The sequence below is a fragment of the Glutamicibacter sp. FBE19 genome (assembly GCF_015524875.1).
GTDB classification, from domain to species: Bacteria; Actinomycetota; Actinomycetes; order Actinomycetales; family Micrococcaceae; genus Glutamicibacter; species Glutamicibacter halophytocola.
This window is the reverse complement of sequence record NZ_JACKQN010000001.1, coordinates 711971-734081: the sequence shown is the minus strand read 5'-3', so window position 1 is coordinate 734081 and position 22111 is coordinate 711971. Positions and strand designations below refer to the sequence as shown.

At 61.6% G+C, this 22111-nt stretch carries 21 protein-coding genes and 1 tRNA gene; 12 read left to right on the top strand and 10 right to left on the bottom strand.

The genetic code is table 11. The features are described 5' to 3' along the window. Nucleotides 1-52: 52 nt before the first annotated feature. A complete protein-coding gene (locus H6F58_RS03365) occupies nt 53-316 on the top strand; it encodes a hypothetical protein (RefSeq protein WP_171920424.1) in 264 nt (87 codons plus the stop codon). 56 nt (nt 317-372) lie between these two features. Here the strand turns inward: H6F58_RS03365 and H6F58_RS03360 are convergent, their stop codons facing one another. Continuing rightward, nucleotides 373-1752, bottom strand: coding sequence for an MFS transporter (locus H6F58_RS03360; RefSeq protein ID WP_195181085.1), 1380 nt, complete (start codon nt 1750-1752; stop codon nt 373-375). A gap of 170 nt (nt 1753-1922) precedes the next feature. Here H6F58_RS03360 and H6F58_RS03355 point away from each other — a divergent pair, with 170 nt between their 5' ends. After that, nucleotides 1923-2246: a CHY zinc finger protein gene (locus H6F58_RS03355; RefSeq protein WP_146276177.1), complete on the top strand. Its 324-nt coding sequence runs from the start codon at nt 1923-1925 to the stop codon at nt 2244-2246. Here the strand turns inward: H6F58_RS03355 and H6F58_RS03350 are convergent. Both H6F58_RS03350 and H6F58_RS03345 read right to left on the bottom strand, forming a co-directional pair. Continuing rightward, entirely contained in the window at nt 2243-2671 is a 429-nt protein-coding gene (locus H6F58_RS03350; protein ID WP_171920363.1) for a universal stress protein, read from the bottom strand. The genes H6F58_RS03355 and H6F58_RS03350 overlap by 4 nt on opposite strands. A 31-nt stretch (nt 2672-2702) precedes the next feature. Further along, the gene (locus tag H6F58_RS03345; RefSeq protein WP_195181084.1) at nt 2703-3914 is read right to left on the bottom strand and encodes an FAD-dependent oxidoreductase; all 1212 of its coding nucleotides are present in this window, start codon (nt 3912-3914) and stop codon (nt 2703-2705) included. A gap of 199 nt (nt 3915-4113) precedes the next feature. Between H6F58_RS03345 and H6F58_RS03340 the strand changes: the two genes are divergently transcribed. Both H6F58_RS03340 and H6F58_RS03335 read left to right on the top strand, forming a co-directional pair. Next, on the top strand, nt 4114-5109 hold the full coding sequence (locus H6F58_RS03340; protein ID WP_195181083.1) for an NADP-dependent oxidoreductase: 996 nt from the start codon (nt 4114-4116) through the stop codon (nt 5107-5109). Then, nucleotides 5102-5938 (top strand): alpha/beta hydrolase, encoded by an 837-nt coding sequence (locus H6F58_RS03335; RefSeq protein ID WP_171919501.1) that lies wholly within the window; start codon nt 5102-5104, stop codon nt 5936-5938. Before H6F58_RS03340 ends, H6F58_RS03335 begins: the two co-directional genes overlap by 8 nt. On the opposite strand, the gene H6F58_RS03330 is transcribed toward H6F58_RS03335, so the two are convergent. Then, nucleotides 5939-6541, bottom strand: coding sequence for a TetR/AcrR family transcriptional regulator (locus H6F58_RS03330; RefSeq protein ID WP_195181082.1), 603 nt, complete (start codon nt 6539-6541; stop codon nt 5939-5941). It abuts the gene before it with no gap. Nucleotides 6542-6764: 223 nt separating this feature from the next. Between H6F58_RS03330 and H6F58_RS03325 the strand changes: the two genes are divergently transcribed. Together H6F58_RS03325 and H6F58_RS03320 are read left to right on the top strand one after the other, a co-directional pair. Further along, complete coding sequence (locus tag H6F58_RS03325) at nt 6765-7943, top strand: S8 family serine peptidase (protein ID WP_060702536.1); 1179 nt, start codon at nt 6765-6767, stop codon at nt 7941-7943. Between the two features lie 4 nt (nt 7944-7947). After that, on the top strand, nt 7948-8181 hold the full coding sequence (locus H6F58_RS03320) for a hypothetical protein (RefSeq protein WP_146276191.1): 234 nt from the start codon (nt 7948-7950) through the stop codon (nt 8179-8181). On the opposite strand, the gene soxG is transcribed toward H6F58_RS03320, so the two are convergent. From soxG to H6F58_RS03300, 4 genes are read right to left on the bottom strand one after another with little or no spacing between them, the layout of a single operon-like run. Further along, nucleotides 8178-8780, bottom strand: a complete 603-nt coding sequence (gene soxG / locus H6F58_RS03315) for a sarcosine oxidase subunit gamma family protein (RefSeq protein WP_195181081.1) — start codon at nt 8778-8780, stop codon at nt 8178-8180. The two genes, H6F58_RS03320 and soxG, sit on opposite strands and share 4 nt — an antisense overlap. Further along, the gene (locus tag H6F58_RS03310; RefSeq protein ID WP_195181080.1) at nt 8773-11670 is read right to left on the bottom strand and encodes a sarcosine oxidase subunit alpha family protein; all 2898 of its coding nucleotides are present in this window, start codon (nt 11668-11670) and stop codon (nt 8773-8775) included. Before H6F58_RS03310 ends, soxG begins: the two co-directional genes overlap by 8 nt. Further along, on the bottom strand, nt 11667-11966 hold the full coding sequence (locus tag H6F58_RS03305) for a sarcosine oxidase subunit delta (RefSeq protein WP_195181079.1): 300 nt from the start codon (nt 11964-11966) through the stop codon (nt 11667-11669). Before H6F58_RS03305 ends, H6F58_RS03310 begins: the two co-directional genes overlap by 4 nt. A gap of 11 nt (nt 11967-11977) precedes the next feature. After that, nucleotides 11978-13195 (bottom strand): sarcosine oxidase subunit beta family protein, encoded by a 1218-nt coding sequence (locus H6F58_RS03300; RefSeq protein ID WP_060702540.1) that lies wholly within the window; start codon nt 13193-13195, stop codon nt 11978-11980. A 154-nt stretch (nt 13196-13349) separates the two neighbouring features. On the opposite strand from H6F58_RS03300, the gene H6F58_RS03295 reads away from it, so the two are divergent. From H6F58_RS03295 to H6F58_RS03275, 5 genes are all read left to right on the top strand, one after another. Then, complete coding sequence (locus H6F58_RS03295) at nt 13350-13982, top strand: GntR family transcriptional regulator (RefSeq protein WP_244652231.1); 633 nt, start codon at nt 13350-13352, stop codon at nt 13980-13982. 154 nt (nt 13983-14136) lie between these two features. Continuing rightward, nucleotides 14137-15645, top strand: coding sequence for a DUF222 domain-containing protein (locus H6F58_RS03290; protein WP_146276199.1), 1509 nt, complete (start codon nt 14137-14139; stop codon nt 15643-15645). A gap of 841 nt (nt 15646-16486) precedes the next feature. Beyond that, a complete protein-coding gene (locus H6F58_RS03285; protein ID WP_146276201.1) occupies nt 16487-17734 on the top strand; it encodes an aminopeptidase P family protein in 1248 nt (415 codons plus the stop codon). Nucleotides 17735-17971: 237 nt separating this feature from the next. Next, complete coding sequence (locus tag H6F58_RS03280) at nt 17972-19210, top strand: MFS transporter (protein WP_244652293.1); 1239 nt, start codon at nt 17972-17974, stop codon at nt 19208-19210. 30 nt (nt 19211-19240) lie between these two features. Then, complete coding sequence (locus tag H6F58_RS03275; RefSeq protein ID WP_171919509.1) at nt 19241-20017, top strand: IclR family transcriptional regulator; 777 nt, start codon at nt 19241-19243, stop codon at nt 20015-20017. 125 nt (nt 20018-20142) lie between these two features. On the opposite strand, the gene H6F58_RS03270 is transcribed toward H6F58_RS03275, so the two are convergent. Beyond that, nucleotides 20143-20215, bottom strand: a tRNA-Ala gene (locus H6F58_RS03270). Nucleotides 20216-20407: 192 nt separating this feature from the next. Here H6F58_RS03270 and H6F58_RS03265 point away from each other — a divergent pair. Continuing rightward, on the top strand, nt 20408-20833 hold the full coding sequence (locus tag H6F58_RS03265) for a VOC family protein (RefSeq protein ID WP_146276207.1): 426 nt from the start codon (nt 20408-20410) through the stop codon (nt 20831-20833). 3 nt (nt 20834-20836) lie between these two features. Here H6F58_RS03265 and H6F58_RS03260 read toward each other — a convergent pair whose 3' ends face one another. Then, on the bottom strand, nt 20837-22063 hold the full coding sequence (locus H6F58_RS03260) for an MFS transporter (RefSeq protein WP_195181077.1): 1227 nt from the start codon (nt 22061-22063) through the stop codon (nt 20837-20839). Nucleotides 22064-22111: the final 48 nt, after the last annotated feature.

The following is a 22111-nucleotide window of genomic DNA, read 5'->3' as shown; positions in this document are numbered from 1 at the left end:
AATAAGACAACTGAATGACTAAGTAGTCTTTTGAATGATCACAGGCAGGAGCATGATGCTGAAGTATTTTGGGCTGGTCAAAAGCGAAGACGACTCTGAGACAGGTCAGATCCCGCTGTGGCAGGGAGTAACGAAACGACAACGACTCCTTTCCATCGCCATATCCTTGACGCTGACCATCATCATGTATTTCGCAACAAGCTGGCTGCTAGAAAGCTCGGAAGGCTTCGCCCGATATATTCCAGGCATGCTGGCCTGCCAGACTCTTCTGCTGTGCGGCGTCATCTCCGAGCGGGCACTGCTGCGAGCCAATTAGCGCGACAATGGCCAGCCCTGCAAGGGACTGGCCATTGTTCTGCGGCAAGCGGGAAGCTATTTCTTCGCATTCATCTGCTGTGCCGCTGCGCCATCGCCTCCGGTGGCCAAGCGGTCCGCTTCATCGATCGCACCCAAATCGGCGCCCTTGGTTTCCTTCATGAAGTACACAGCTACCAGGGTGACCAGTGCCGCGAAGACAATGTATCCGGCCACCGGCACCCACGAGCCGTAGACCTTCAGAAGCCAGGTGGCGATGATCGGCGCCATGGAACCGGCCACGATCGAGGTGACCTGGTAGCCCAGCGATACGCCCGAGTAGCGCATCCGGGTCGGGAACATCTCGGCCATGATCGCCGGCTGGCCGGCATACATCAGGGCGTGCACCGCCAGCCCGAGCACGATGGTGGACAGGATGATCGCGTGGTTGGCGGTGTTGAACAGCGGGAAGGCCGCCACGCCCCAGATCATCATGAGGATCACGCCCGTGCCATAGACCGGGCGGCGTCCGCGGGTATCGGTAAACCGGCCCACCAGCGGGACCAGGATCGCGTGGATCACGTGGGCAATCAGCATCAGCCCGAGAATCGTAGAGGTATCCATCTTCAGCTGCGTGGCCATGTAGGTGATGGAGAAGGTCACCACCATGTAGTACATGATGTTCTCGCCAAAGCGCAGGCCCATCGCGGTGAAGACGCCGCGAGGGTAGCGCTTGAAGACTTCCTTGACGCCATATCCGGCGGCGGCATTCTGTTCCAGCTCCGCCTTGGCCTCCTGGAAGATCGGGGCATCGGACACGCGGGTGCGGATGTAGTAGCCAACGACCACGATCACTACCGAGAGCCAGAAGCCCACGCGCCAGCCCCAGGCCAGGAAGGCCTCGTCGCTCAGTGCCGAGGAGAGCACCAGCAGGACGATCGTGGCCAGCAGGTTGCCCACTGGCACCGCGGCCTGCGGCCATGAGGCCCAGAAGCCGCGTTCCTTGTTCGGCGCATGCTCGGCCACCAGCAGCACCGCGCCGCCCCATTCGCCGCCCACGGCAAAACCCTGGGCGAAGCGCAGGACGATCAGCATGACCGGTGCCGCGTAGCCGATGGAGTTGAAGGTGGGCAGGCAGCCCATGAGGAAGGTGGTGGCGCCGACCAGCACGATGGCCACCTGCAGCAGGTGCTTGCGCCCGTACTTGTCGCCGAAGTGGCCAAAGACGATGCCGCCGATCGGCCGGGCGATGAAGCCCACCGCGTAGGTCAGGAAAGCCTTGATGATGTTATCCAGGTCGTTGCCGTTATCCGGGAAGAAGATCTTGTTGAATACCAGGGTGGCAGCGGTGGCATAGAGGAAGAACTCGTACCACTCGACGACGGTGCCGGCCATGGAGGCCGCAACGACCCTGCGCAATCCTTTGCGCTCAGACTTTGATGAGGTTTCACTGACCACAGTGGGTTCCTTCCGCCTTTGCTAGTTGCCCCGGTGGAACTAGCCTTCAACAGCGAGTATGGCGCGGATCACATCGCCAAAGATACCCAAAACGGTGCATAGTGGGACACAGATTGTGCACATTCGGCGTGCTTTTTTGCACAAGCGCAACAGAATCGGCAGGAGGCTCCATGGAAACAGGCGTGAAATTGCGCGGGGTGCAGATGGACGGGCAAACCCGCTGCGCGCACTACCACCAGCTGCGCGACGTGATTGCGCTCAAGCACTTCTGCTGCGGCACCTACTACCCGTGCCACCTGTGCCATGCCGAATTGGCCGGCCACCGGGCCCAGCCTTGGCCAGCGCACTTATTTGACCAGCCCGCGGTGCTGTGCGGCGTCTGCCGCAGCGAGCTGACCGTCAACGAGTATCGCAGCGCCTCCTGTTGCCCGCACTGCCAGGCGCTGTTCAACCCGGGCTGCGCCGCCCACGCGCACCTGTACTTCGAGGTCTAGTGCGAACCGCGCAGCGGAACCACGAGCACCGGGCGCTGCTGCTTCTGGGCCAGGGCCAGCGCAATGGAGCCATCGAGCAGTTCTGCGACCTTCTGGCGCAATCCCGAGCGCCGGGTGCCCACCACGATCATCCGCGCGTCCTGCTGTTCGGCCACCGCGGCCAGGACCTTGGCGGGGTCCCCAGCCACGGCATAGCTTTCGAAGCTCGTGCCGGTAATCGACAGCGACAGCTCCCAGGCCAAGTCCTCGCCGACCGGATCGGCGGAGTCCAGCAGATCCCCTTCGGCGAGCTTCTCGGTCACATAGCGGCCGCTTTGCGCGTGAACGCAGATCAGCCGGGCCTTCAGATCACGGGCCAGCTCCGCGGCGGCGACCAGCACCCCCGACGGCATTCCCAATTCAACACCCACCACAACGGTGCTCATCAGCCGCACCTCCCCCTTCTCTTCGCCGGCGTTACAGGTCAGCGAGCTCGATCCGCGGGTCGGCCAGGCGCTCGGCCGGGATTTCCCGCCCCACCAATTCCCGCAGGCCATCATTGACATCCCAGATATTCACATTGGCGGCCGCGGTGATCTTCTGCCCGTTCTGCCAGAACACCAGGAACTGGCCGCTCTCGACATCCCCGCGGATCACCGTCTCGTCGCCCGGATCGCTGTACCCCACATATTCCATGCCCAGATCGAACTGGTCCGTGAAGAAGTAGGGCAGCCAGTCATAGGACTTCTCCTGGCCCAGCAAGGTGGCGGCCGCCAGCTTGCCCTGGCGAATGGCATTGTCCCAATGCTCCACCCGCACCCGCCGGCCCAACACCGAATGGGCGGCCTGCGCGATATCCCCGATGGCCAGGATCCGCGGGTCGCTGCTGCGCAACGCGGCATCCACCAGCACCGCCTGGTCCACTTCGAGCCCCGCCGTTTCAGCCAGCTGCACATTGGGCACGGCGCCGATGGCCAGCAGGACCACATCGGCCCGCGAGGAACCGGCATCGGAGAGCACCTGCAGGTGCCCGTCCACCTGCTCGATGCCCTGGACCTTGGCGGTGCGCACATCAACCCCGTGGCGCTGATGCAGCTCCAGCAGGTGGTGGCCGAAGCGCTCGCCGAACACCGAAGCCAGCGGCACCTTGGAGGAGGAATAGACGGTCACCCGCGCCCCGAGCTGGCGGGCGCTGGCGGCAACTTCCATGCCGATCCACCCCGAACCCACAACGGAGACCCGTGCCCCGTCGGTGATGTGCGCGCGCATCGACTTGGCATCGGAGAGCTTGCGCAGGGTGTGCACCCCGGGCAGGTCGTAGCCGGCAAGGGGCGCGTCGCCGCCGAGATTCGCCCGCGATCCGGTAGCCAGAACCAGCCGGTCGTAATCCACAAAGCTGCCATCGGCGAGCAGCACCTGGCGCCGGGCGGCCTCGACGCTGATGGCTGCCACCCCCAGCTTCAGGGTGATGTTGTGTTCCTGGTACCAGGCGGCATCATGCACCGTGAAGCCTGCCGGCACCTCGTTGCCTTGCAGGAACCCCTTGGATAGCGGCGGGCGCTCATAGGGCAGCTCGGTTTCGTCGCCGATCAGCGTAATCGGCCCGGCAAATCCCTGGTCGCGCAGCTCGGTGACGGTCGTGGCGCCGGCCAGCCCGGCACCCAGAACAACGATCGATTCTTCAGCCAAGAGAACACCCCTTTGCTTTGGTCCACGGCCAATGGGCAGTACCTGTCCTTTGATACTCACACCCCCGGGCCACCTTTGGCAAGCAGCTTTTGCGCCGTTCACCGTCCGCGGAGGAACGTGGCCGGAACCACGCTTGACATAAATATCTGAGTGCACTCATAATTGACTTGAGTCACCAATTTTCGCAGGAGATCAGCCGATGAAAGCTTTTGTTGTCCGGAAGTACAAGGAACCACTGCAGCTGGCGGAGGTCGCCGAGCCTGGCGTGGGCGAGAACGATGTCCTCGTGAAGGTTCTGGCCGCCGGAGTGAACCAGCTCGACGAGAAGATCCGCGACGGCGAGTTCAAGGCCATCCTGCCCTACAAGCCCTCCTTCATCCTGGGCCACGATGCCGCCGGAACGGTGCTGGAGGTCGGCTCCAAGGTCAATGGATTCAAGGCCGGCGACCTGGTCTACGCCCGCCCGCGCGATCACCGCATCGGCACCTTCGCCGAACGCATTGCGATCCACCAGGATGATGTCGCCTTGGCGCCGGCCACCATCAGCGCCACCGAGGCCGCCTCGCTCCCCCTGGTCGCCCTCACCGCGTGGCAGGCGCTCGTGGTGCGCGGCAAGGTCCAGCCGGGCCAGAAGGTCCTGGTCCATGCCGGGGCCGGCGGCGTGGGGACCATCGCCATCCAGCTTGCCAAGCACCTCGGTGCCCACGTGGCCACCACCGCTTCGGCAAAAAATGCCCAATTCCTGCAAGAGCTGGGCGCCGACCAGGTGATCGACTACCGCAGCGAAGACTTCGAAAAGGAACTGTCGGGATTTGACCTGGTCCTCGACAGCCTCGGCGGCGAGAACCTGGAAAAGTCGCTGCGCATTCTGGCACCGGGCGGGAAGGCCGTGGGCATCACCGGCCCGCCGGATCCGGCATTTGCCCGCAAAGCGGGGATGAATCCCCTCGCCCGATTGGCCATTGCCGCGATGAGCGCCACGATCCGCAAGCAGGCCAAGAAGCTCGGCGTGGGCTACGAATTCCTCTTCATGGATGCCAGCGGAGAACAGCTGCGCGAGATCGCCGCGCTCGTTGATTCCGAGGTGCTGCGTCCGATCGTGGGCAAGACCTTTGGCTTCAGCCAAGCGCCACAGGCCCTCAGCGCGCTGGCCCAGGGCGGCGTCCGTGGAAAAGCGGTGATCACCGGTGCCTAGCTGCTACGCCGAAGCTCCAACCAGCTTTGTTTCGGCAAATGGCGTGCGCTTCGCCTACCGCGAGCTCGGGCCCCGGGGCGGGATTCCGGTGGTGTTCTTTGTCCATCTGGCCGCCAATCTGGACAATTGGGATCCGCGTATCATTGAGGCCATCGCCCAGCACCGCCATGTGATTGCCTTCGACCAGCGTGGCATCGGGGCCTCTTCGGGCCGCGTCGCCGGGACCATCGAGGCCGCGGCCGATGATGCCTATGAGTTCATCCGGGCACTGGGATACGGGCAGATTGACGCTTTCGCCTTTTCCATGGGCGGGTTCATCGTCCAGGATCTGATCGTCAAGCACCCGAAACTGGTGCGCAAGCTGGTGCTCACGGGCACAGGGCCTCGCGGCGGCCGCAATATCGACAGGGTTGCGGCAGTGACCTGGCTGGATATTCTCCGCTCAGCCACGGCTCGCGCGGACCCGAAGGAATTCCTGTTTTTTGAGCGCAACCAGGCCGGAAAGCGGGCGGCAAAGGACTTCATCCAGCGCATTAATGAGCGCACCTCACATCGCGATGCCAAGGTCGGACTCAAAGCCCTTCGCACGCAGCTGAAGGCCATCGAGCGCTATGGCCGCTCCGCCCCCTCGGATCTTTCGGTGTTCACCGGAACCGCGCTGATCGCCAATGGGGACCGGGACCGGATGGTCCCCTCGATCCTCTCGGTGGATCTGCACCAGCGGATCAAGGGCTCCGAGCTGGTCATCTACCCGGATTCGGGGCATGGCGGAGTTTTCCAGTACTGGGAAAAGTTCGCCCCTCGGGCCGCGGAATTCCTCGCGGGCTGATTAGCCGGGCAGGATCGCTTCGACCTGCGCCCGGATGCCCTGCAGAATCTCCCCAACCGCAGCTGGAGCATTAGCGGATGCGGCCATGGAAAGGAACATGATCGACGAGACGACCTGGGCCAAGGTGGCCGCGGCGCGCTCATCCAGCTTTTCGCGTTCGCGCAGCAGGCCGGTCATGGCCTGCTGTGTTTGCGCAACAATCTCCAGCGCTTCTCCATGGTGCGGCTCGCTGGGGTCGCCGAACACCATTTCCCGCAGGTAGGTGCGGCCATTCTCGGTGTGGACCCGATTGCACTCCACGATCGGCTCCAGCAGCGCCATCAGCCCGTCCAGGGTCTTCGTGGTGGCGGCCGCGGCCTGCACTCCGCGCTCCAATGCTTGCGCGTAGTGGATGTTCTGCACCAGCAGCAGCAGTTCGCCCTTGGTCCTGGCATAGAGGAACAGCGTGCCGGTTCCGATATCGGCGGCTTCGGCTATTTGCTGCGTGGTGACCTCATCGACACCGTACCGGGCAAAAAGCTCGCTGGCGGCTTCGGTAATGCGCTCGAGCTTTTCTAGCTTGTTGCGCTCGCGCCGCCCGGCGGGTTGGGGCACCACAGGCATTGATGTTCCTCCAGCAATAAACGATGACTACACTCACTTCTGATTGTAGTCACCATCTGGCGGGTTGGGAATTCCCCTGGCGCGACGCTCCGGCAAGCCGCTGGGCGGCGCCAGGTAAAAGCTTGCTGGAGTTTGTGCCCGAGCATGGTTAATTGTCCCGGGCCCCTTGTACAGTGCGAAGTACCCGCAAGGGCCGCGTCCCCGAACCAGCAAGGAGCCAGCCATGTTCAGCACCCACTCACCCGGCACGGCAGCCACCGAAGTTCCCGACCGTTTTGTGCTCATCTTCGATGCCCCCGACGCCGCCACGGCCGGCATCGCCGCCCAGGCGCGCGAGCAGGAAGTCCCGCAGCTGTTGCGCGAACAGGGCTATTCGATCAGCGAGTACTACCCGGCCCTGGGCATCGCGGTAGTCACCAGCAAAGCCGATCAGCTCGAGGACTTCCGCCAGCGCTGTGCCGGGCACCATTTGCCGCCGGCGGTCGTGCCGGAACTGGTCTACCGGATCCTGCCCGAAGCCGGCGCCAAGGATTCCTACGCGGACACCGAGCAGTTCACCTGGGGCCTGCAGGCGGTGGGCGCGGATTTGAGCTCTTTCACCGGCCAGGGCATCAATGTGGCGGTGCTGGACACCGGTTTTGATGCCGCCCACCCTGACTTCGCCGGGCGGACCATCACCGCCAAGTCCTTTGTCGAGGGCGAAGATGCCAGCGACGGCCACGGCCATGGTACGCACTGCATCGGCAGTGCCTGCGGACCACGCACCCCGGAACAAGGACCGGGCTACGGGGTCGCCAGCCAAGCCAATATCTTCGCTGGCAAGGTCCTTGGCACCGATGGCTCGGGATCCGACTCGACGATCCTGGCCGGCATCAACTGGGCGCTGGAAAACAAGTGCGAGATCATCTCGATGTCCCTGGGCGCGGACGTGAAAACCGTGCACCCGCCCTATGTCACCGCCGGGCGGCGCAGCCTGGAACTGGGGTCGCTGATCATTGCTGCGGCCGGCAATAATGCGCAGCGTTCGGCCGGGAACCCCGGCTTCGTGGGTGCCCCGGCCAACAGCCCGTACATCATGGCGGTGGCGGCGCTGGATTCGAAGCTGGCCGTGGCCGACTTCTCGGCGCAGGCGCTGGCCACCGAGGGCGGCGAGGTGGATATCGCCGGCCCCGGAGTCGATGTCTACTCCTCGTGGCCCGGCGCCCAGCGCTACAACACCATCAGCGGCACGTCCATGGCCACCCCGCATGTGGCCGGCGTAGCCGCCCTGCTGGCAGAATCCACCGGGCTGCGCGCCCAGGAGCTGTGGGACAAGCTGGTGGCCGATTCCCGCGACGTGCAGCTGCCCGCCGCGGACGCAGGAGCCGGGCTGGCCCAAGCCCCGGCCGGCGCGGAAGGCTAGCGCCATGTCCAGCGCCCAAGTGCACATCTACGTCATCACCCTGGTGGCCGATGTCCAGCCCGAGGACATCGTCGATGAGCTGGCCGCCCACGGCTTGCGGGTTAAGCAAGTGCTCGCTGCCCTGGGCCAAATCATTGGCGAGGGCAGCGAGCAGGTTGCCGCGCAGCTGCGCGGCCTGGACGCGGTGGTCTCGGTGGATGCCCAGCGCACCTATCGGGCGCTGGGCGATGAATCCTAGTCCACCGGGTCGGAGGCGAACTCCAGCATCGCGTCGATCATCCAGTGCACGGTGTGCTCGGTGAAGGAGGCGCGCGGCATGATCCGCCAGCTTTCCTCGCCGGTGCGCCACAGCAGCACCGGAATGCCGGCCAGCGAGGTGGTGATCGCCTGGTTCACCGCGAAGCTGCGCGGGTGCAGGTCTGCCGGGCAGCTCTTGCGCAGCACCAGCGGGGCGTTGGCCCCGGAGAGCTCGAGCACGCTGCGGTTGGCCGAGAGGTCAACGACCTGCCCCGGCTCCTGGCCCAGGGCCGCCTCCAGCCTGGAGGCCAGGGCGGCATCTTCCGGCGCGGTCACCAGGAACTCATCCGGGCCCAGCCACAGCACCCCCACGCCGCCTGCTTCGCCGGCGACCTGGCCGACCTTTTCCGGCAGGCCCACGCCGGTGGCCTCGGCCAGCGCGCCGTAGCCGGCGCTGCCTGGCGCGCAGCGCACCGAGACCTGGGTGGTGAAGGCTACTTCGCCCAGGCTCAATCCCCCGGCGACACTGGCCTCGGCCATCAGCTGCTGCAGGTGCGCGGCGGGCGAACGGCGGGCTTCAATCAAGGTGTTGCTAGCCATCTCGACGGCTTCCTTCCGGGTCAAAGAGGACGGTTTCTGCGATGGTGACCTCGGCCAGCTGGCCGTTGATCGGGGTGCGCAGGGTTTCACCAATGCGGTTGCGCCCATTCTTGATCAGCGCCAGCCCGAAGGTCCGGCCCAGGGCCGGCGAATTGTACGAGCTGGTCACCCAACCTTCCATCGGGGTGATGCCCTCGGCGCCAAGTTCTTCCACCGACACCAGCGCGGCGCCCTCTGGCAGATGCAAGGTCTTGTCCACCGGCAAGACCGAGACCAGGTGCTTGCGGTCTTCGCGCTGGTTGTCGACACGGGAGTAGGAGCGGGAGCCCACAAAGTCCTTGACCTTGGAGACGACCCAGTCCATGCCTGCATCCTGCGGGGTCACCGTGCCGTCGGTGTCCTGGCCGACGATGATGAAGCCCTTCTCGGCGCGCAGCACGTGCATGGTTTCGGTGCCGTACGGGGTGATGTTGAATTCCTGCCCGGCGGCAAAAACATCCTCCCAGACCTTCAGCCCGTGCCAGGCCGGGATCGCGATTTCGAAGGCCAGCTCGCCGGAGAAGGAAATGCGCGAGATGCGCGCTTCGATCCCGGAATCCAGCACCACGTCCTGGAAGGCCATGAACTTGAAGGCCTCGTTGGACACGTCCACCGAGGAGGCGACCTTGGCGATCACTTCGCGCGAACGCGGTCCCACCACGGCCACGGTGGCCAGCTGCTCGGTCACCGAGGTGCAGGTGACATCGAGCTCGGGCCATTCGGTCTGCAGCCACTCCTCCAGCCAATCCAGCACGGTGGCCGCATTGCCGGTGGTGGTGTGCATCAGGAAGCGGTCTTCGGCCAGGCGCAGGGTCACGCCGTCGTCGAAGATCATGCCATCTGCCTTGCACATCACGCCGTAGCGGCCCATGCCGACCTTCAGTTTGGTGTAGCCGTTGGTGTAGATGCGGTTCAGGAATTCGGCCGCATCCGCCCCGCGGATCTCGATCTTGCCCAGCGTGGTCGCATCGAGCATGCCGACCGAGTCGCGCACGGCCTTGGCTTCGCGGTAGACCGCGGTTTCCATGTCCTCCCCGGCCTGCGGGTAGTACCAGGCGCGCTTCCACTGCCCGACGTCCTCGAATTGCGCCCCGTGGGACAGGTGCCAGGAGTGCATGGCGGTGATGCGCGCCGGGTCCAGCTGGTCCCCGCGGTTGCGCCCGGCCAGAGCCGCGAAGGCCACCGGGGTGTAGGGAGCGCGGAAGGTGGTGGTGCCCACCTGTGCCGGGTTCTCGATGCCCAGCACCGCGGCAATCACGCCGATCGCTGCCACGCCGGAGGTCTTGCCCTGGTCGTTGGCGGTGGAGATCGAGGTGTACCGCTTGATGTGCTCCACCGACTGCATGCCGGCCCCGGTGGCGCGCAGCACGTCGGCCACGGTTTGGTCGCGCTGCAGGTCGACGAAGTGGAACTTGTAGTTCGCGGCATCATCGCCGAAGCGCGAAGGAACCAGCCAGACCGGGCGGGTTTCGCCGGCAGGAACCGGCAGCGCCTCGGGAACCCGCGCGATGGTGCTGTAGCCGGCGGCGGTGGCTGCCGCCGCTCCGGTGGCGGCACCGGTGGACAGGGCGCTGGCGGTATCCAGCCGCCCGGTCAGCGCACCGGCAAGGTGCTGGTTGGCGACCGCATCAGCAGGCACGAAGGCATGGATGGCGGTGTCCCAGTTCAGCTTGCCCTGGCGCTGGGAGTGCAGGTGCACCACCGGGTTGAAGCCGCCGGCCACGGCCAGCACGTCGGCCTCGATCCGGGACACTTCGCCCAGCTCGCGCTGCTCGTCCAGCTCGGCCACGAAAATCGCTGAAAGCTCCCCGGACTCGTTGGCTTCGGTGTCCACCACGGCGGATCCGGAGATCACCTGGACGCCGTCGGCCACGGCCTGGGCGGCCACGGCGGAAATACTTTGCCGCGCATCGATCACCGCGACCACCGAACCGGAGGCAGCCAATTCGCCGACCAGCTCGTAGGCCGAGTCATTGGTGGTGAATACGGCGATCTTCTGCCCGGCGCGCACGCCGTAGCGGTTCAGGTAGCTGCGCACGGCCCCGGCGAGCATGATGCCCGGGCGGTCGTTGTTCTCGAAGACCACCGGACGCTCGTGGGCGCCGGTAGCCAGCACCACCTGGCCGGCACGGATGTGCCAGATGCGTTCGCGGGAGACGCCCGGGGCCGCAGGGCCGTCGTGGTGCCCGGTGCGGCGCTGGACTGCGACCAGGTAGTTGGCATCGTAGGAGCCGAAGACCGTGGTGCGCTGCAGGTGGGTGGTTTCCCCGGCCTGCGCCAGTTCTCCGACCACCGATTCGATCCAGGCGGTGGAATCCACGCCGTCGATCTGCTCGCCGGCGGTATCCAGCAGGGTGCCGCCGGCCTCGGGCCGCTCATCGAGCAGCATCACCCGGGCGCCGGAGCGCGAGGCTTCGCGGGCCGCGGCCAAGCCGGCCGGTCCTGCGCCAACGACCAGGACATCGGTGTGCACATGCACGTGGTCGTAGTACACCGAGTCGGTTCCTGGATCCAGCACGCCCAGCCCGGAGAGCAGGCTGGCCGAGGTGCCCTCGGCCACCGAGACGGTGGTGGCAGGCAGCATGGACTCGTTGACCTCGCCCTCGTGGCGGGCGGCCACGGTGATCAGCGCGTTGGGCTCTTCCACGCCGGCGGCAAGGATCCCGCGCGGGCGCTTGAGGTAGAGCGAGGGGCCGCACTGGCGGATCTGGTTGGCCAGCATGGCGCTGGCGACGGTGTCCCCGCGGAAAGCGGAAAGCTGCTGCCCGTCGATGCTCAGGGCCAGAGGCTGATCGCTGTCGATCCGGGCGCGTGAGCGCAGTTCAACAGGTAGTCGCTGCGGCTTGCTCATCGGGTGCCTCCTTGAAGTGTGTCGATCTGCGGTTGCGCCTCGCCGGCGCCGTATACGGCCAGGAATTCGTAGCTGACGGTGTCGCGCAGGGCGTTGAACCACTTGCGGCAACCGCCGGCGTGGACCCAGCGCTCGGCGAAAATGCCTTTTTTATTGCCCCGGTAGAACAGGTAGCGGGACCATTCCTTGTCGGTGAGTTCCGCCGGATTTTCCGGGTAGGCCACGTGGGCTTCGCCGCCGTAGTTGAATTCGTTTTCGTTGCGTGGCCCGCAGTGCGGGCAGTCGATTAGCATCATGATGGCTGCTCCTAGTGTGCGACGGCTGCGGCGCCGTGTTCGTCGATCAGGTGGCCGGTTTCGAAGCGCTCCAGGCTGAATGGGGCATTGAGCGGGTGCGCCTCGTCGTGGGCGATGGTGTGCGCCAGGGTGAAGCCGGCGCCCGGGGTGCCCTTGAACCCGCCGGTGCCCCAGCCGCAGTTCACGTACAGGTTCTGGATCGGGGTCTTGGAGATGATCGGCGAGGCATCCAAGGTGGTATCCACGATGCCGCCCCAGGTGCGCAGCACGTGCGCCCGGGCGAAGATCGGGAAGAGCTCCACGGCCGCGGCCATCTGCTCTTCGATTACGTGGAAGGCGCCGCGCTGGCCGTAGCCGTTGTAGCTGTCGATCCCGGCGCCCATCACCAGTTCGCCCTTGTGGGCCTGGGAGACGTAGACGTGGATGTGGTTGGACATGACCACCGTCGGGTGGACCGGCTCGAACAGCTCGGAGACCAGGGCCTGCAGCGGGTGGGACTGGATCGGCAGTTCGAATCCGGCCATTTCGGCCAGCACCGAGGAGTGCCCGGCACCTGCCAGTGCGACCTTGCCGGCGTTGATGGTCCCGCGCGTGGTCTTCACGCCGGTGACCTTCTCGCCGTCCTTGATGAAGCCGGTGACTTCGCAGTTCTGGATGATGTCCACGCCCATCTCGTTGGCCTTGCGGGCGAAGGCCCAGGCCACATGGTCGTGCTTGGCGATGCCGGCGCGTGGCTGCCAGGTGGCGCCCATGACCGGGTAGCGGATGTTGTCGCTGGTGTTGATGATCGGGCAGGCTTCCTTGACCTGGGAAGGGTCGAGCCATTCGGCGTCCACGCCGTTGAGCTTGTTCGCCTCCACGCGGCGCACCGATTCGCGCACGTCGCCCAGGGTGTGGGCCAGGTTCATCACGCCGCGCTGGGAGAACAGGAAGTCGTATTCCAGGTCCTCGGGCAGCTGCTCCCAGAGCTTCAGCGACTTCTCGTAGATGCCGGCCGATTCATCCCACAGGTAGTTCGAGCGGATGATGGTGGTGTTGCGGGCCATGTTCCCGCCGGCCAGCCACCCCTTTTCCAGGACTGCGACATTAGTGATGCCATGGTTTTTCGCGAGGAAGTACGCGGTAGCCAGGCCGTGGCCGCCACCGCCGACGATCACAACGTCGTAGGACTTCTTGGGGTCCGGATTCGCCCACAGGAACTCCGGGTGTTCAGGCAGCAGATCAGCCACAGTGAATCTCCAATCTTCGACAGTAACGCGTGCAATGTATGAATTGCCGACAACTGATATATCAATCTGCGATTCACTGTATGATAGAAAGCGAAACCCGGTCAATGGGTACGCGAAAATTACTTTGATGCTACGCACCGCAGGAGGAGCCCCAATGAGCGAATCCCTCTCAGATCGCGCCTACCAGATACTGCGCGATCGCCTGATCATGATGGATATCGCCCCGGGCGAGCCGATCAACGAGGCCCAGCTGGTCCAGGAGCTCAATATCGGCCGCACCCCGCTGCGCGAAGCGCTCAAGCGGCTCGAGGTCGACCATCTGGTCCACTCCTACCCGCGCCGGGGAACCTTCGCCACGCGCGTGGACATCACCGAGCTCGCTGCCATTACCGAAGTGCGCCTCGCCCTCGAGCCTCTTGCGGCCGATCGGGCCGCCGCACTGGGTGGCGGTCACGTCCGGGCCGAAATCGAGCAGACCCTCCACACCATCTCCCACCTCACCGGCGACGAGACCCGGCGCAGCCTCATGGAAAACGACCTGGCCGTGCACCGCCTGATCTACCAGGCAGCCGCCAACCACCATCTGGAAGAGACCCTCATCCGTCTCGACAACCTCGCCACGCGCATCTGGTGTCTCACCCTCGATCGTCTGCCGAGCATCGACGCGCATATCGCCGAGCACCAGGCACTGCTCAAAGCAGTCCTCGATCAAGCCCCTGAAACTGCCAGCACCCTGGCTCGCGACCACATCGCAAGTTTCGAAGCTTCGGTCCGCGCAGTGCTCTAGCTCCGCACAAAATCACGCACTCGCACCCCCGGCCACCCTGCACAGAAACACGAATAATCAACTTCTGACCTGCAATATTGCCGTATCCTAAAAGTTATCCACCTGTAGCCAAATTATCGAAGACATATTCGATTTAGCGGCGTAAAGTTGGAATATGTCCGAAACAATAGTCCCTTCCTGGGACTGGCCCAACCCACCGGACCACGGCAGATTCACCGCCGTGGTCACAGCGTTGGAAACTGATCTGGCATCACTTGAAGAACACGGCAGCAAAAGCGAGTGCGCCACCGCCATCGCCGACATCGAATCCACGATCTCGTCCCTGCGCTACCATCAGGCAGCTCTCTCCCATCAACTGGAAATCGATCTGGTCCGCACCAATACTGAGAGCAATTCTCGCAGCAAGGCACTCAAGCAGCTGAACCGCGGGGCCGCCGCGGCCATTGCCCTCGCCCGGCATACCGACTCCCATGGCTACGGTGCATATCTGGAGAACTGCCGAATCCTCTTCGAAAGCACTCCGCATCTGGCCGCAGCCTACAGCCGCGGTGAATTCACCGAAGATCAAATGCGGGCCATCCTCACCCCGCTGCGCTCCGTCAAAGCAGAACGTCGCGCTGAATTTGATGACCTGTACGCGAAGAACCCGAAAATGCTTGAGAATCTCGGGAACAAGAAAATCAGTGACACGGTCAAAGACTTCACCCTCACCTATGCCTCGGATCAGCAGTGCAAGGAACAGAAGACCGCAGAGGAACAGCGCTTCATCAAGTTCACCCCGAATGCCGAGACAGGGATGATGCGCGTCAACGGGAACATTCCCATCACCGCCGGACTAGCGATGAAAAATGAGATGAAGGCCAAAGCCCGCAGCCTCAAAGCAAAAGGCGATCCCCGCACGAGGACACAGATCGAAGCGGACTACTTCGCAAGTTTCTGCACCCACCCGGAAGCAAAAATACCGGTCACTTTCACTCTGGGATTGGTCATGACCGATAAAACCCTGTTCCTCGGAGACCGGGATCCTGCCAACCTTGAGGGTTATGGCACCATTGCGCCACAGTACGCTCGTGAACTAGTTGCGGGCCAGGAGATCCTGAACAATATGACCCTGGCCGAGATGGCCGCCACCCGGTCCCCCGCCTTTGTCGAGACCATGGAAGCCACCATTGAACTAATCAGGTTATATACGGCTCCAGGAGATAAAGACTTGATCGCGATGGACTCCAAAGCGCGGATCTTCCCTGAGAAAATGAAGAAGTTCATCAAGATGCGCGACCGGCATTGCCGCACGCCATTCTGCGATGGATTAATTGAAGAGATTGATCATGTCACCCAGGCCTATTTAGGTGGGCATACTTGTGTGACTAATTCCGATGGCCGGTGCAAGTTGTGCAATCAGGCAAAAGAAACCCCTGGCTGGCAGGAAATTGTCATTAAGCACGGGCCGCATTCCATGTTGATCAACACGGGAATGGGAACGGTGTATCGATCCACGGCGCCGCCGGCGACGGGGTTTGCGCATAAACCCTATCCGCAGTGCATGAGTGAAGCTGACTGGGTGCGCTCTTTCGAAGAATGGCTCAACCGGCCACCGGACACGGGGAGCAGTCCGCGCAACGGCGATGAAAAACCACCGGATATCGAGGATATTCCCGCCTAATGGCAATGATGAGCTACCTACCAGGAAACAAGACACGGTTTGATGCAACGGACGCCCGGATACGGCCTGCCGCGACTGGAAACCTTTCGCGTACTCCTGATGGCGGCATCGTGAAGAACTTACATATTCGAACTTCATGGCAGATTACCTCCAGCCACAGGGGCTAAGAAGATTCCGCATTCCAAAAGAAAATGCATGAGTCCACGCAATCCAAGTTATCACTGCGAGCAATTTTTGGACGCGCCACCCGTAAGCTGCTCAAAACCGTACTCTGCTGTGAAAGACCAGCGCCAACCCCCGATCATGACCCTTACTATTGCCGCTTCAGTTCCACCCCTGAGGCGGTTGGTTCAATCTGCGTCTGGCCCATGAACAGATGCCCCCGACCGTGGCTTCCATGTTCAAAACATGCCACTGAACTAAAGGCTCATGGGGCTCGATAGCCACCCACCAACATCACCTGAAGAACCGCCAGGACGACCACTCTGCACGCCCTGTGCGTGCATCGCTTCCTCCACGCTGCGAGCTCAAATTACAGCGATTCTTGGGTTGCCGTTCCGCGCCTTCGCGCCATGTTTTCACGCTCCAAAACCCCACCCAATCTAGGTGTAACACGTCAGAAACAACCTTTAATTTGACGCTTGACTTGAACTTATGCGAATTTTTCGAGCTCGAGAAAAATTTCTCTTGACAGCACCAAATCGCAACCATAATCTTAATGCAACGTCGTTGCAATGAATGCAACACGAATCAAATTCTCCGGTGATTCCCAAGAATCTCGCCATCCAATGGATCGCACCGGCCTCCCCCAACTTTCAATTTCTTATGAGGAGCCATACCCATGACAAGCGTAGACATCGCCGCCAACGTCGCCGATCTGGCCCGGCTCAAAACGCTGCACAACGGAACCAAGCAGCAATTGACTTTTTCGGACGCCGAGTTTGAACGTCGTCTCGCAGGCCTTCGGAACATCATGGCCGCCAAATCCTTGGATGCAGTCATTCTTACGAGCTATCACGGCATCAAGTACTACTCGGACTTCCTCTACACGACTTTTGGGCGCAACTACGCATTAGTGGTGACGCAGAATAGCTCTACAACCATCACCGCGAACATTGACGCCGGCATGCCTTGGCGAACCAGTTATGGTGAGAACATCGTGTACACAGACTGGAAGCGAGACAACTTCTACTACGGTCTTCAAGATGCCGTTAAGCGCAATGGAGTGACACCTTCACGCATCGGAGTGGAAGACGACTTCCTGCCGGGTCTAACCCGCGACAAAATTGCTGCGGCCTTTGACTCAGCGACCCTGGTTGATGTCTCGCAGGATGCCATGCGTCAGCGCATGATCAAGTCAGCTGAGGAAATAGAGGTCATTAAACACGGCGCACGCATTGGTGATCTAGGCGGCGAGGCCATCAAGGCTGCCATCTGTGAAGGGATTAGCGAGTACGAAGTTGCGTTGGTTGGTACCGAAGCGATGGTGCATGAAATCGCCAGAACTTTCCCACACCGAGAAATTCGTGATACCTGGGTCTGGTTCCAATCCGGAATCAATACCGACGGAGCACATAATTGGGCTACCACTCGCAAACTGGAGCAAGGAGATATTCTCTCGCTGAACTGCTTCCCAATGACTTCGGGCTATTACACCGCCTTGGAACGCACGCTCTTCCTCGGTGAACCAGACGCCCGATCTCTGGAACTTTGGAATATCAACGTTGAGGTGCACAAGCGCGGTTTGGAACTAATCAAGCCCGGCGCGGTTTGCAAGGACATCGCCGCAGAGCTCAACGAGATCTACATTTCCCACGGTCTGCTGCCCAACCGCACTTTCGGTTACGGACATTCCTTCGGCGTTCTCTCGCATTACTATGGGCGAGAAGCTGGGTTGGAACTGCGCGAAGATATCGACACCATTCTAGAGCCAGGCATGGTTGTCTCGATGGAACCAATGATCACTGTTGCCGACGGCGAACCAGGCGCTGGCGGTTACCGCGAACACGACATTCTGGTGATCGGCCAAGACAACAGCGTCGAGAACATCACCAAATTCGGCTTCGGCCCGGAAAACAACATCATCTAAGCCAACGGGCCTTCCACAATGGTGGGGCGGGGACAACAACCCGCCCCACCGTTGCATTATCAGGCAACACCGACGCGACCCCAAGAGCTAGACGCTTCTCGTCGCTATTCCCAGAGGATCTTCACCATGAACCCCCTTCGCAACTCTCATCGCAGTGCACCACTTGCCGCTGCGCAGAGCACGCCAACCACTCCCGAAACTGGTTCAATCGATATCCAAACACGCCGCAAGGTTGTCATGGCCAGCTTCATCGGCAACTTTGTTGAGTGGTTCGACTACGCCGCCTACGGATATTTGGCCGTAACTATCGCTGCGGTATTCTTCCCCACCGAAGACCCCAAGGCGGCGCTACTCATGACCTTCGGAGTCTTCGCCATTTCCTTCCTCATACGCCCCGTTGGCGGTTTCATTTGGGGTCACCTCGGCGACAAGATTGGCCGGCGCTCTGCGCTGTCCTTGTCGATCTTGCTGATGACAGGAGCCACTTTCTGCATCGCATTGTTGCCGGGCTATGCGTCCATTGGCTTCGCCGCTCCAATACTCCTTCTATTGTTTCGCGTTGTCCAAGGTTTCTCCGCCGCAGGGGAATACGCAGGTGCGTCGGCTTTCCTGGTCGAATACGCGCCGGCCAATCGGCGTGGGCTCTATGCAGCGGTTGTTCCGGCAAGTACTGCTACCGGTCTGCTCTTAGGTTCATTGCTTGCAGCCGGACTGACCAGCTTGCTTTCCACTGAGGCATTGGAATCCTGGGGATGGCGCTTGCCGTTCTTGCTGGCTGCGCCAATGGGACTCATCGGTCGATATATCCGTACCAAGCTGGAAGACTCACCTGCCTTCCGCGAAGCGTCCAAAGCGGTTGATAATGAAGGTTCACCAGTGCGATCGCTACTGAAGAACCACTGGCGTCAGCTGCTTCTCGCAGCTGGTGCAGTCCTGCTCAACGCTGTTGGCTTCTACGTGATCTTGTCGTACATGCCGACCTATTTGTCCCAAGAGCTAGGTTTGGACGCCACGCGCTCTTTCCTGGCAACGACAATCGCTCTGGTCACTTACATCGGATTCATCTTTCTCACGGGAATGCTCTCAGATCGTTTGGGACGCAAACGCGTATTGATCACGGCTTCAATCATGTTCGTAATGCTGACTGTTCCTGCCTTCATAGCCCTAGATTCAGGAAGTTTCCTGATCATCGTCCTGGTGCAGATCTTGCTCGGTGCCATGCTGACGTTGAATGACGGAACCCTTCCAAGCTACTTGGCTGAAATGTTCCCGACCAAGGTTCGCTATTCAGGATTCGCGGTTTCCTTCAACGTTTCAAACGCATTATTCGGCGGTACCGCACCATTTGTGGCCACACTGCTTATTTCCGCTAGTGGAAACCTGCTGGCGCCGGGATGGTACCTAATGGGCGCGGCCGTAATTTCATTGATAGCGGTCATCTGCTCGGCCGAGACCAGCCGGAAACCGCTGGGATAGCCGTAGGATAGTAGCGATCAAGGAGGCGAAATGACCGAATTACGCAGTGAAGCCCGAGGGACTTCAGTGATAGTCAACGTACTGGATGTGTTGCGTTGTTTCACCGTGGAACGTCCACTCATCGGAGTCACGGAGATTGCTGAACAAGTAGGGCTCCATAAGTCGAGCATTTCGCGCATACTTTCAACTCTCGAACAAGAACGAGTGGTCGAACGCGATGAGCAAACTCGCAAATATCGCTTGGGAGTAGGACTCATTGCCATTGCTGGCCCCTTGTTGGCTAACCTTGACGTTCGGCAAGTCGCCTACCCGATCCTGCAGGAATTGCGCGACTCTACGAGCGAGACCGCTGTCCTGAATATCTGGGATGGAAGCGAATCCATCTCCGTTGAACAGATCCCTTCCAACCGCCTGGTCAAGCACACCTCGGTCATGGGTTCCCGGTACCGTTCAGCGCTCAGTGCCTCGGTACAGATTTTCTTGGCTCACGAAATCCCCGAGCGTTGCGCACAGCTCTTGGCCTCGGGCGAAATCGAATTGTCGGGTTTGAGGGTAGAGGAATATTGTGCACGCTTAGAGCTAGTGCGCGAGCGCGGCTACGCCGTAAATTATGGCGAGACATCAAGGGAAGAAGTTGCGGTGGCTGCAGAAATTCTGGATCACCGTTCAGAAGTGGTTGCCTGCGCCATGATCGCTGCCCCGTTTTACCGCGTTGGGTCCTCCGAACTGGAAGAACTGAGTTCTGCTGCTGTCACAGCAGCACGCAAAATTAGTCAGCGGCTGGGTTACCAGTCCAATAACCGATAGGCGGTAATCCGCTCCGTTGCGCAATACAGATCATTAACCAGCTTGCTCCTGATGCGCAGGGCTCAGCATCTGAAGAAAACAAAAAACCTCCCGGTTAATGACCGGGAGGTTTTTATTCGATTTTGTGGAGGTAAGGGGATTCGAACCCCTGACCTTCTGCATGCCATGCAGACGCGCTACCAACTGCGCCATACCCCCAAAAGAGCTGGTCTCGCCGGTATTTCTACCGCTGAACCGAGATAAAACTCTACCGGAGGAGTTGGGAAAATACCAAATCGACTATCCGAGACGCTGATCACATCCGCACTATTCTATTTGTCCGCCGGCGGTGGTAAGAATGGATTCGGGGCCGATCGGTTCCACTAAATCTTGAGTGAAAGGCGCGACCCCATGGCCATTGGATTGACCCCATACCTTCGCTTCGCCGGTGATGCCCGCGAAGCCATGGAATTCTACAATGCAGCACTCGGCGGCGAGCTATCGATGATGACCTTCCAGGAAGGCATGAACGACGGCAATCCTGCCACCGCAGACCTGATCATGCACTCATCGCTGTTCCTGGAACGCGGCATCCACCTGATGGCCTCGGACAGCACGCCAGAGATGACCGTCACCAGCAATGGCGCTGTCGCCCTGAGCAGCGATGCCACCGATGAAGCCGACAACGCAGTTCTAACCAAGTGGTGGGAAGCGCTGACGGCCGGCGCAACCATCGAGGTGCCGTTGGAGAAGGCCCCGTGGGGCGACTCCTTCGGCCAGCTTCGCGACAAGTTCGGCGTAGTGTGGATGTTCAACATCTCCGCTGTACAGGGCTAGCAGCTAGTCGACGACGGTGTGCTCGTGGGCTGCAATTGCATCGCGGCCCACGAGCAGGCCAATCTTCTTGGCTCGCGCCTGGGTGATCATGGCGATCAGCAGGCCCAAGGCCGCCAGGCCTGCGCCCACCATGGATGGGGCGCGGTAGCCGAAACCAGCTGAAATCACCACAGCCCCCAAAGCTGCACCCAAGGCGTTAGCGACATTCAAGGCCGAGTGGTTCAGCGAAGCAGCCAGCGACTGGGCGTGCGGCGCCGAATCCATGAGCAGTGTCTGCAGGCTCGGGATCAATAGCGAACCGACGGCTCCCAGCACGAACACCATGATCATCGTCGGGATGATCCAGCTGGCCACCGCCGCGAATACCAGCATGGTGGCTGCCATCAGAACGCTGGAAAGCTTGATGGCGCCAAAGACCGACCAGTCCGCGAGGCGCCCACCAATCAGCGAGCCGACCACCATGCCCAGCCCGTAGAGCGCCAGGGCGATCGGTACCAAGGTGATCTTGAGTCCCGATTCTTCGGTCAGCGTTGGAGAGATGTAGGAATACACCGCAAAGAAGCCGCCGAAGCCCACGATGCCGGTGGCCATGGCCAGCCAAACCTGCGGGCTTTTCAGCGCCGTCAGCTCGCGTCGGATGCTGGCACCTGGTTCAGCTTTGCGCCACGGAATAAAAAGCGTGATCAGTACCGCGGTAATCAGCCCGATGAACGCAACGATGTAGAACATCGAACGCCAGCCAGCCTGCTGTCCCAGCGTCGTAACCAGCGGCACGCCAATGACGTTGGCGACCGAAAGGCCGAGCATCACCCAGGCGATAGCGCGGCCGCGCATGGTTCCAGGAACCAGGCTTCCAGCCAGCACGCCGGCCAATCCGAAGTAGGCGCCGTGAGGCAACCCGGCAAGGAAGCGGGTAATCAACATGGTGTTGTAGTCGGGCGCGAACGCCGAGGAAAGGTTCGCGAGGGTAAAGAAGAGGATCAGCAGCTGCACCGCGCGCTTGCGCGGGATCTTCGCGGCCATGGCAGTGAGCACCGGAGCGCCGACCACCACGCCGATGGCGTAGGCGCTGATCATCAGGCCCATCTGCGAGTTGCTGACATCGAGGTCGAGGGCGCCTTCTTGGAGCAGGCCCATCATCGAAAATTCGGTAACGCCGATGCCAAAGCCGCCCATGGCCAGAGCGAGGATCGCCAATAGTAGTTTTCCGCCGGATAGGTAGGCAGTCATTCAGTTCTCAATTCTAGGCAGGTGCATGATCGCGGCATCCTCGGCGCG

Excerpts from the sequence above, each read along its gene's own strand:
- H6F58_RS03330 (WP_195181082.1), bottom strand. The coding sequence starts at position 6,541 with ATGCCTGTGGTGCCCCAACCCGCCGGGCGGCGCGAGCGCAACAAGCTA.
- H6F58_RS03325 (WP_060702536.1), top strand. The coding sequence starts at position 6,765 with ATGTTCAGCACCCACTCACCCGGCACGGCAGCCACCGAAGTTCCCGAC.
- soxG (WP_195181081.1), bottom strand. The coding sequence starts at position 8,780 with ATGGCTAGCAACACCTTGATTGAAGCCCGCCGTTCGCCCGCCGCGCAC.
- H6F58_RS03290 (WP_146276199.1), top strand. The coding sequence starts at position 14,137 with ATGTCCGAAACAATAGTCCCTTCCTGGGACTGGCCCAACCCACCGGAC.
- H6F58_RS03285 (WP_146276201.1), top strand. The coding sequence starts at position 16,487 with ATGACAAGCGTAGACATCGCCGCCAACGTCGCCGATCTGGCCCGGCTC.
- H6F58_RS03265 (WP_146276207.1), top strand. The coding sequence starts at position 20,408 with ATGGCCATTGGATTGACCCCATACCTTCGCTTCGCCGGTGATGCCCGC.
- H6F58_RS03365 (WP_171920424.1), top strand. The coding sequence starts at position 53 with ATGATGCTGAAGTATTTTGGGCTGGTCAAAAGCGAAGACGACTCTGAG.
- H6F58_RS03355 (WP_146276177.1), top strand. The coding sequence starts at position 1,923 with ATGGAAACAGGCGTGAAATTGCGCGGGGTGCAGATGGACGGGCAAACC.
- H6F58_RS03305 (WP_195181079.1), bottom strand. The coding sequence starts at position 11,966 with ATGATGCTAATCGACTGCCCGCACTGCGGGCCACGCAACGAAAACGAA.
- H6F58_RS03310 (WP_195181080.1), bottom strand. The coding sequence starts at position 11,670 with ATGAGCAAGCCGCAGCGACTACCTGTTGAACTGCGCTCACGCGCCCGG.
- H6F58_RS03280 (WP_244652293.1), top strand. The coding sequence starts at position 17,972 with ATGGCCAGCTTCATCGGCAACTTTGTTGAGTGGTTCGACTACGCCGCC.
- H6F58_RS03320 (WP_146276191.1), top strand. The coding sequence starts at position 7,948 with ATGTCCAGCGCCCAAGTGCACATCTACGTCATCACCCTGGTGGCCGAT.
- H6F58_RS03260 (WP_195181077.1), bottom strand. The coding sequence starts at position 22,063 with ATGACTGCCTACCTATCCGGCGGAAAACTACTATTGGCGATCCTCGCT.
- H6F58_RS03350 (WP_171920363.1), bottom strand. The coding sequence starts at position 2,671 with ATGAGCACCGTTGTGGTGGGTGTTGAATTGGGAATGCCGTCGGGGGTG.
- H6F58_RS03295 (WP_244652231.1), top strand. The coding sequence starts at position 13,350 with ATGAGCGAATCCCTCTCAGATCGCGCCTACCAGATACTGCGCGATCGC.
- H6F58_RS03340 (WP_195181083.1), top strand. The coding sequence starts at position 4,114 with ATGAAAGCTTTTGTTGTCCGGAAGTACAAGGAACCACTGCAGCTGGCG.
- H6F58_RS03275 (WP_171919509.1), top strand. The coding sequence starts at position 19,241 with ATGACCGAATTACGCAGTGAAGCCCGAGGGACTTCAGTGATAGTCAAC.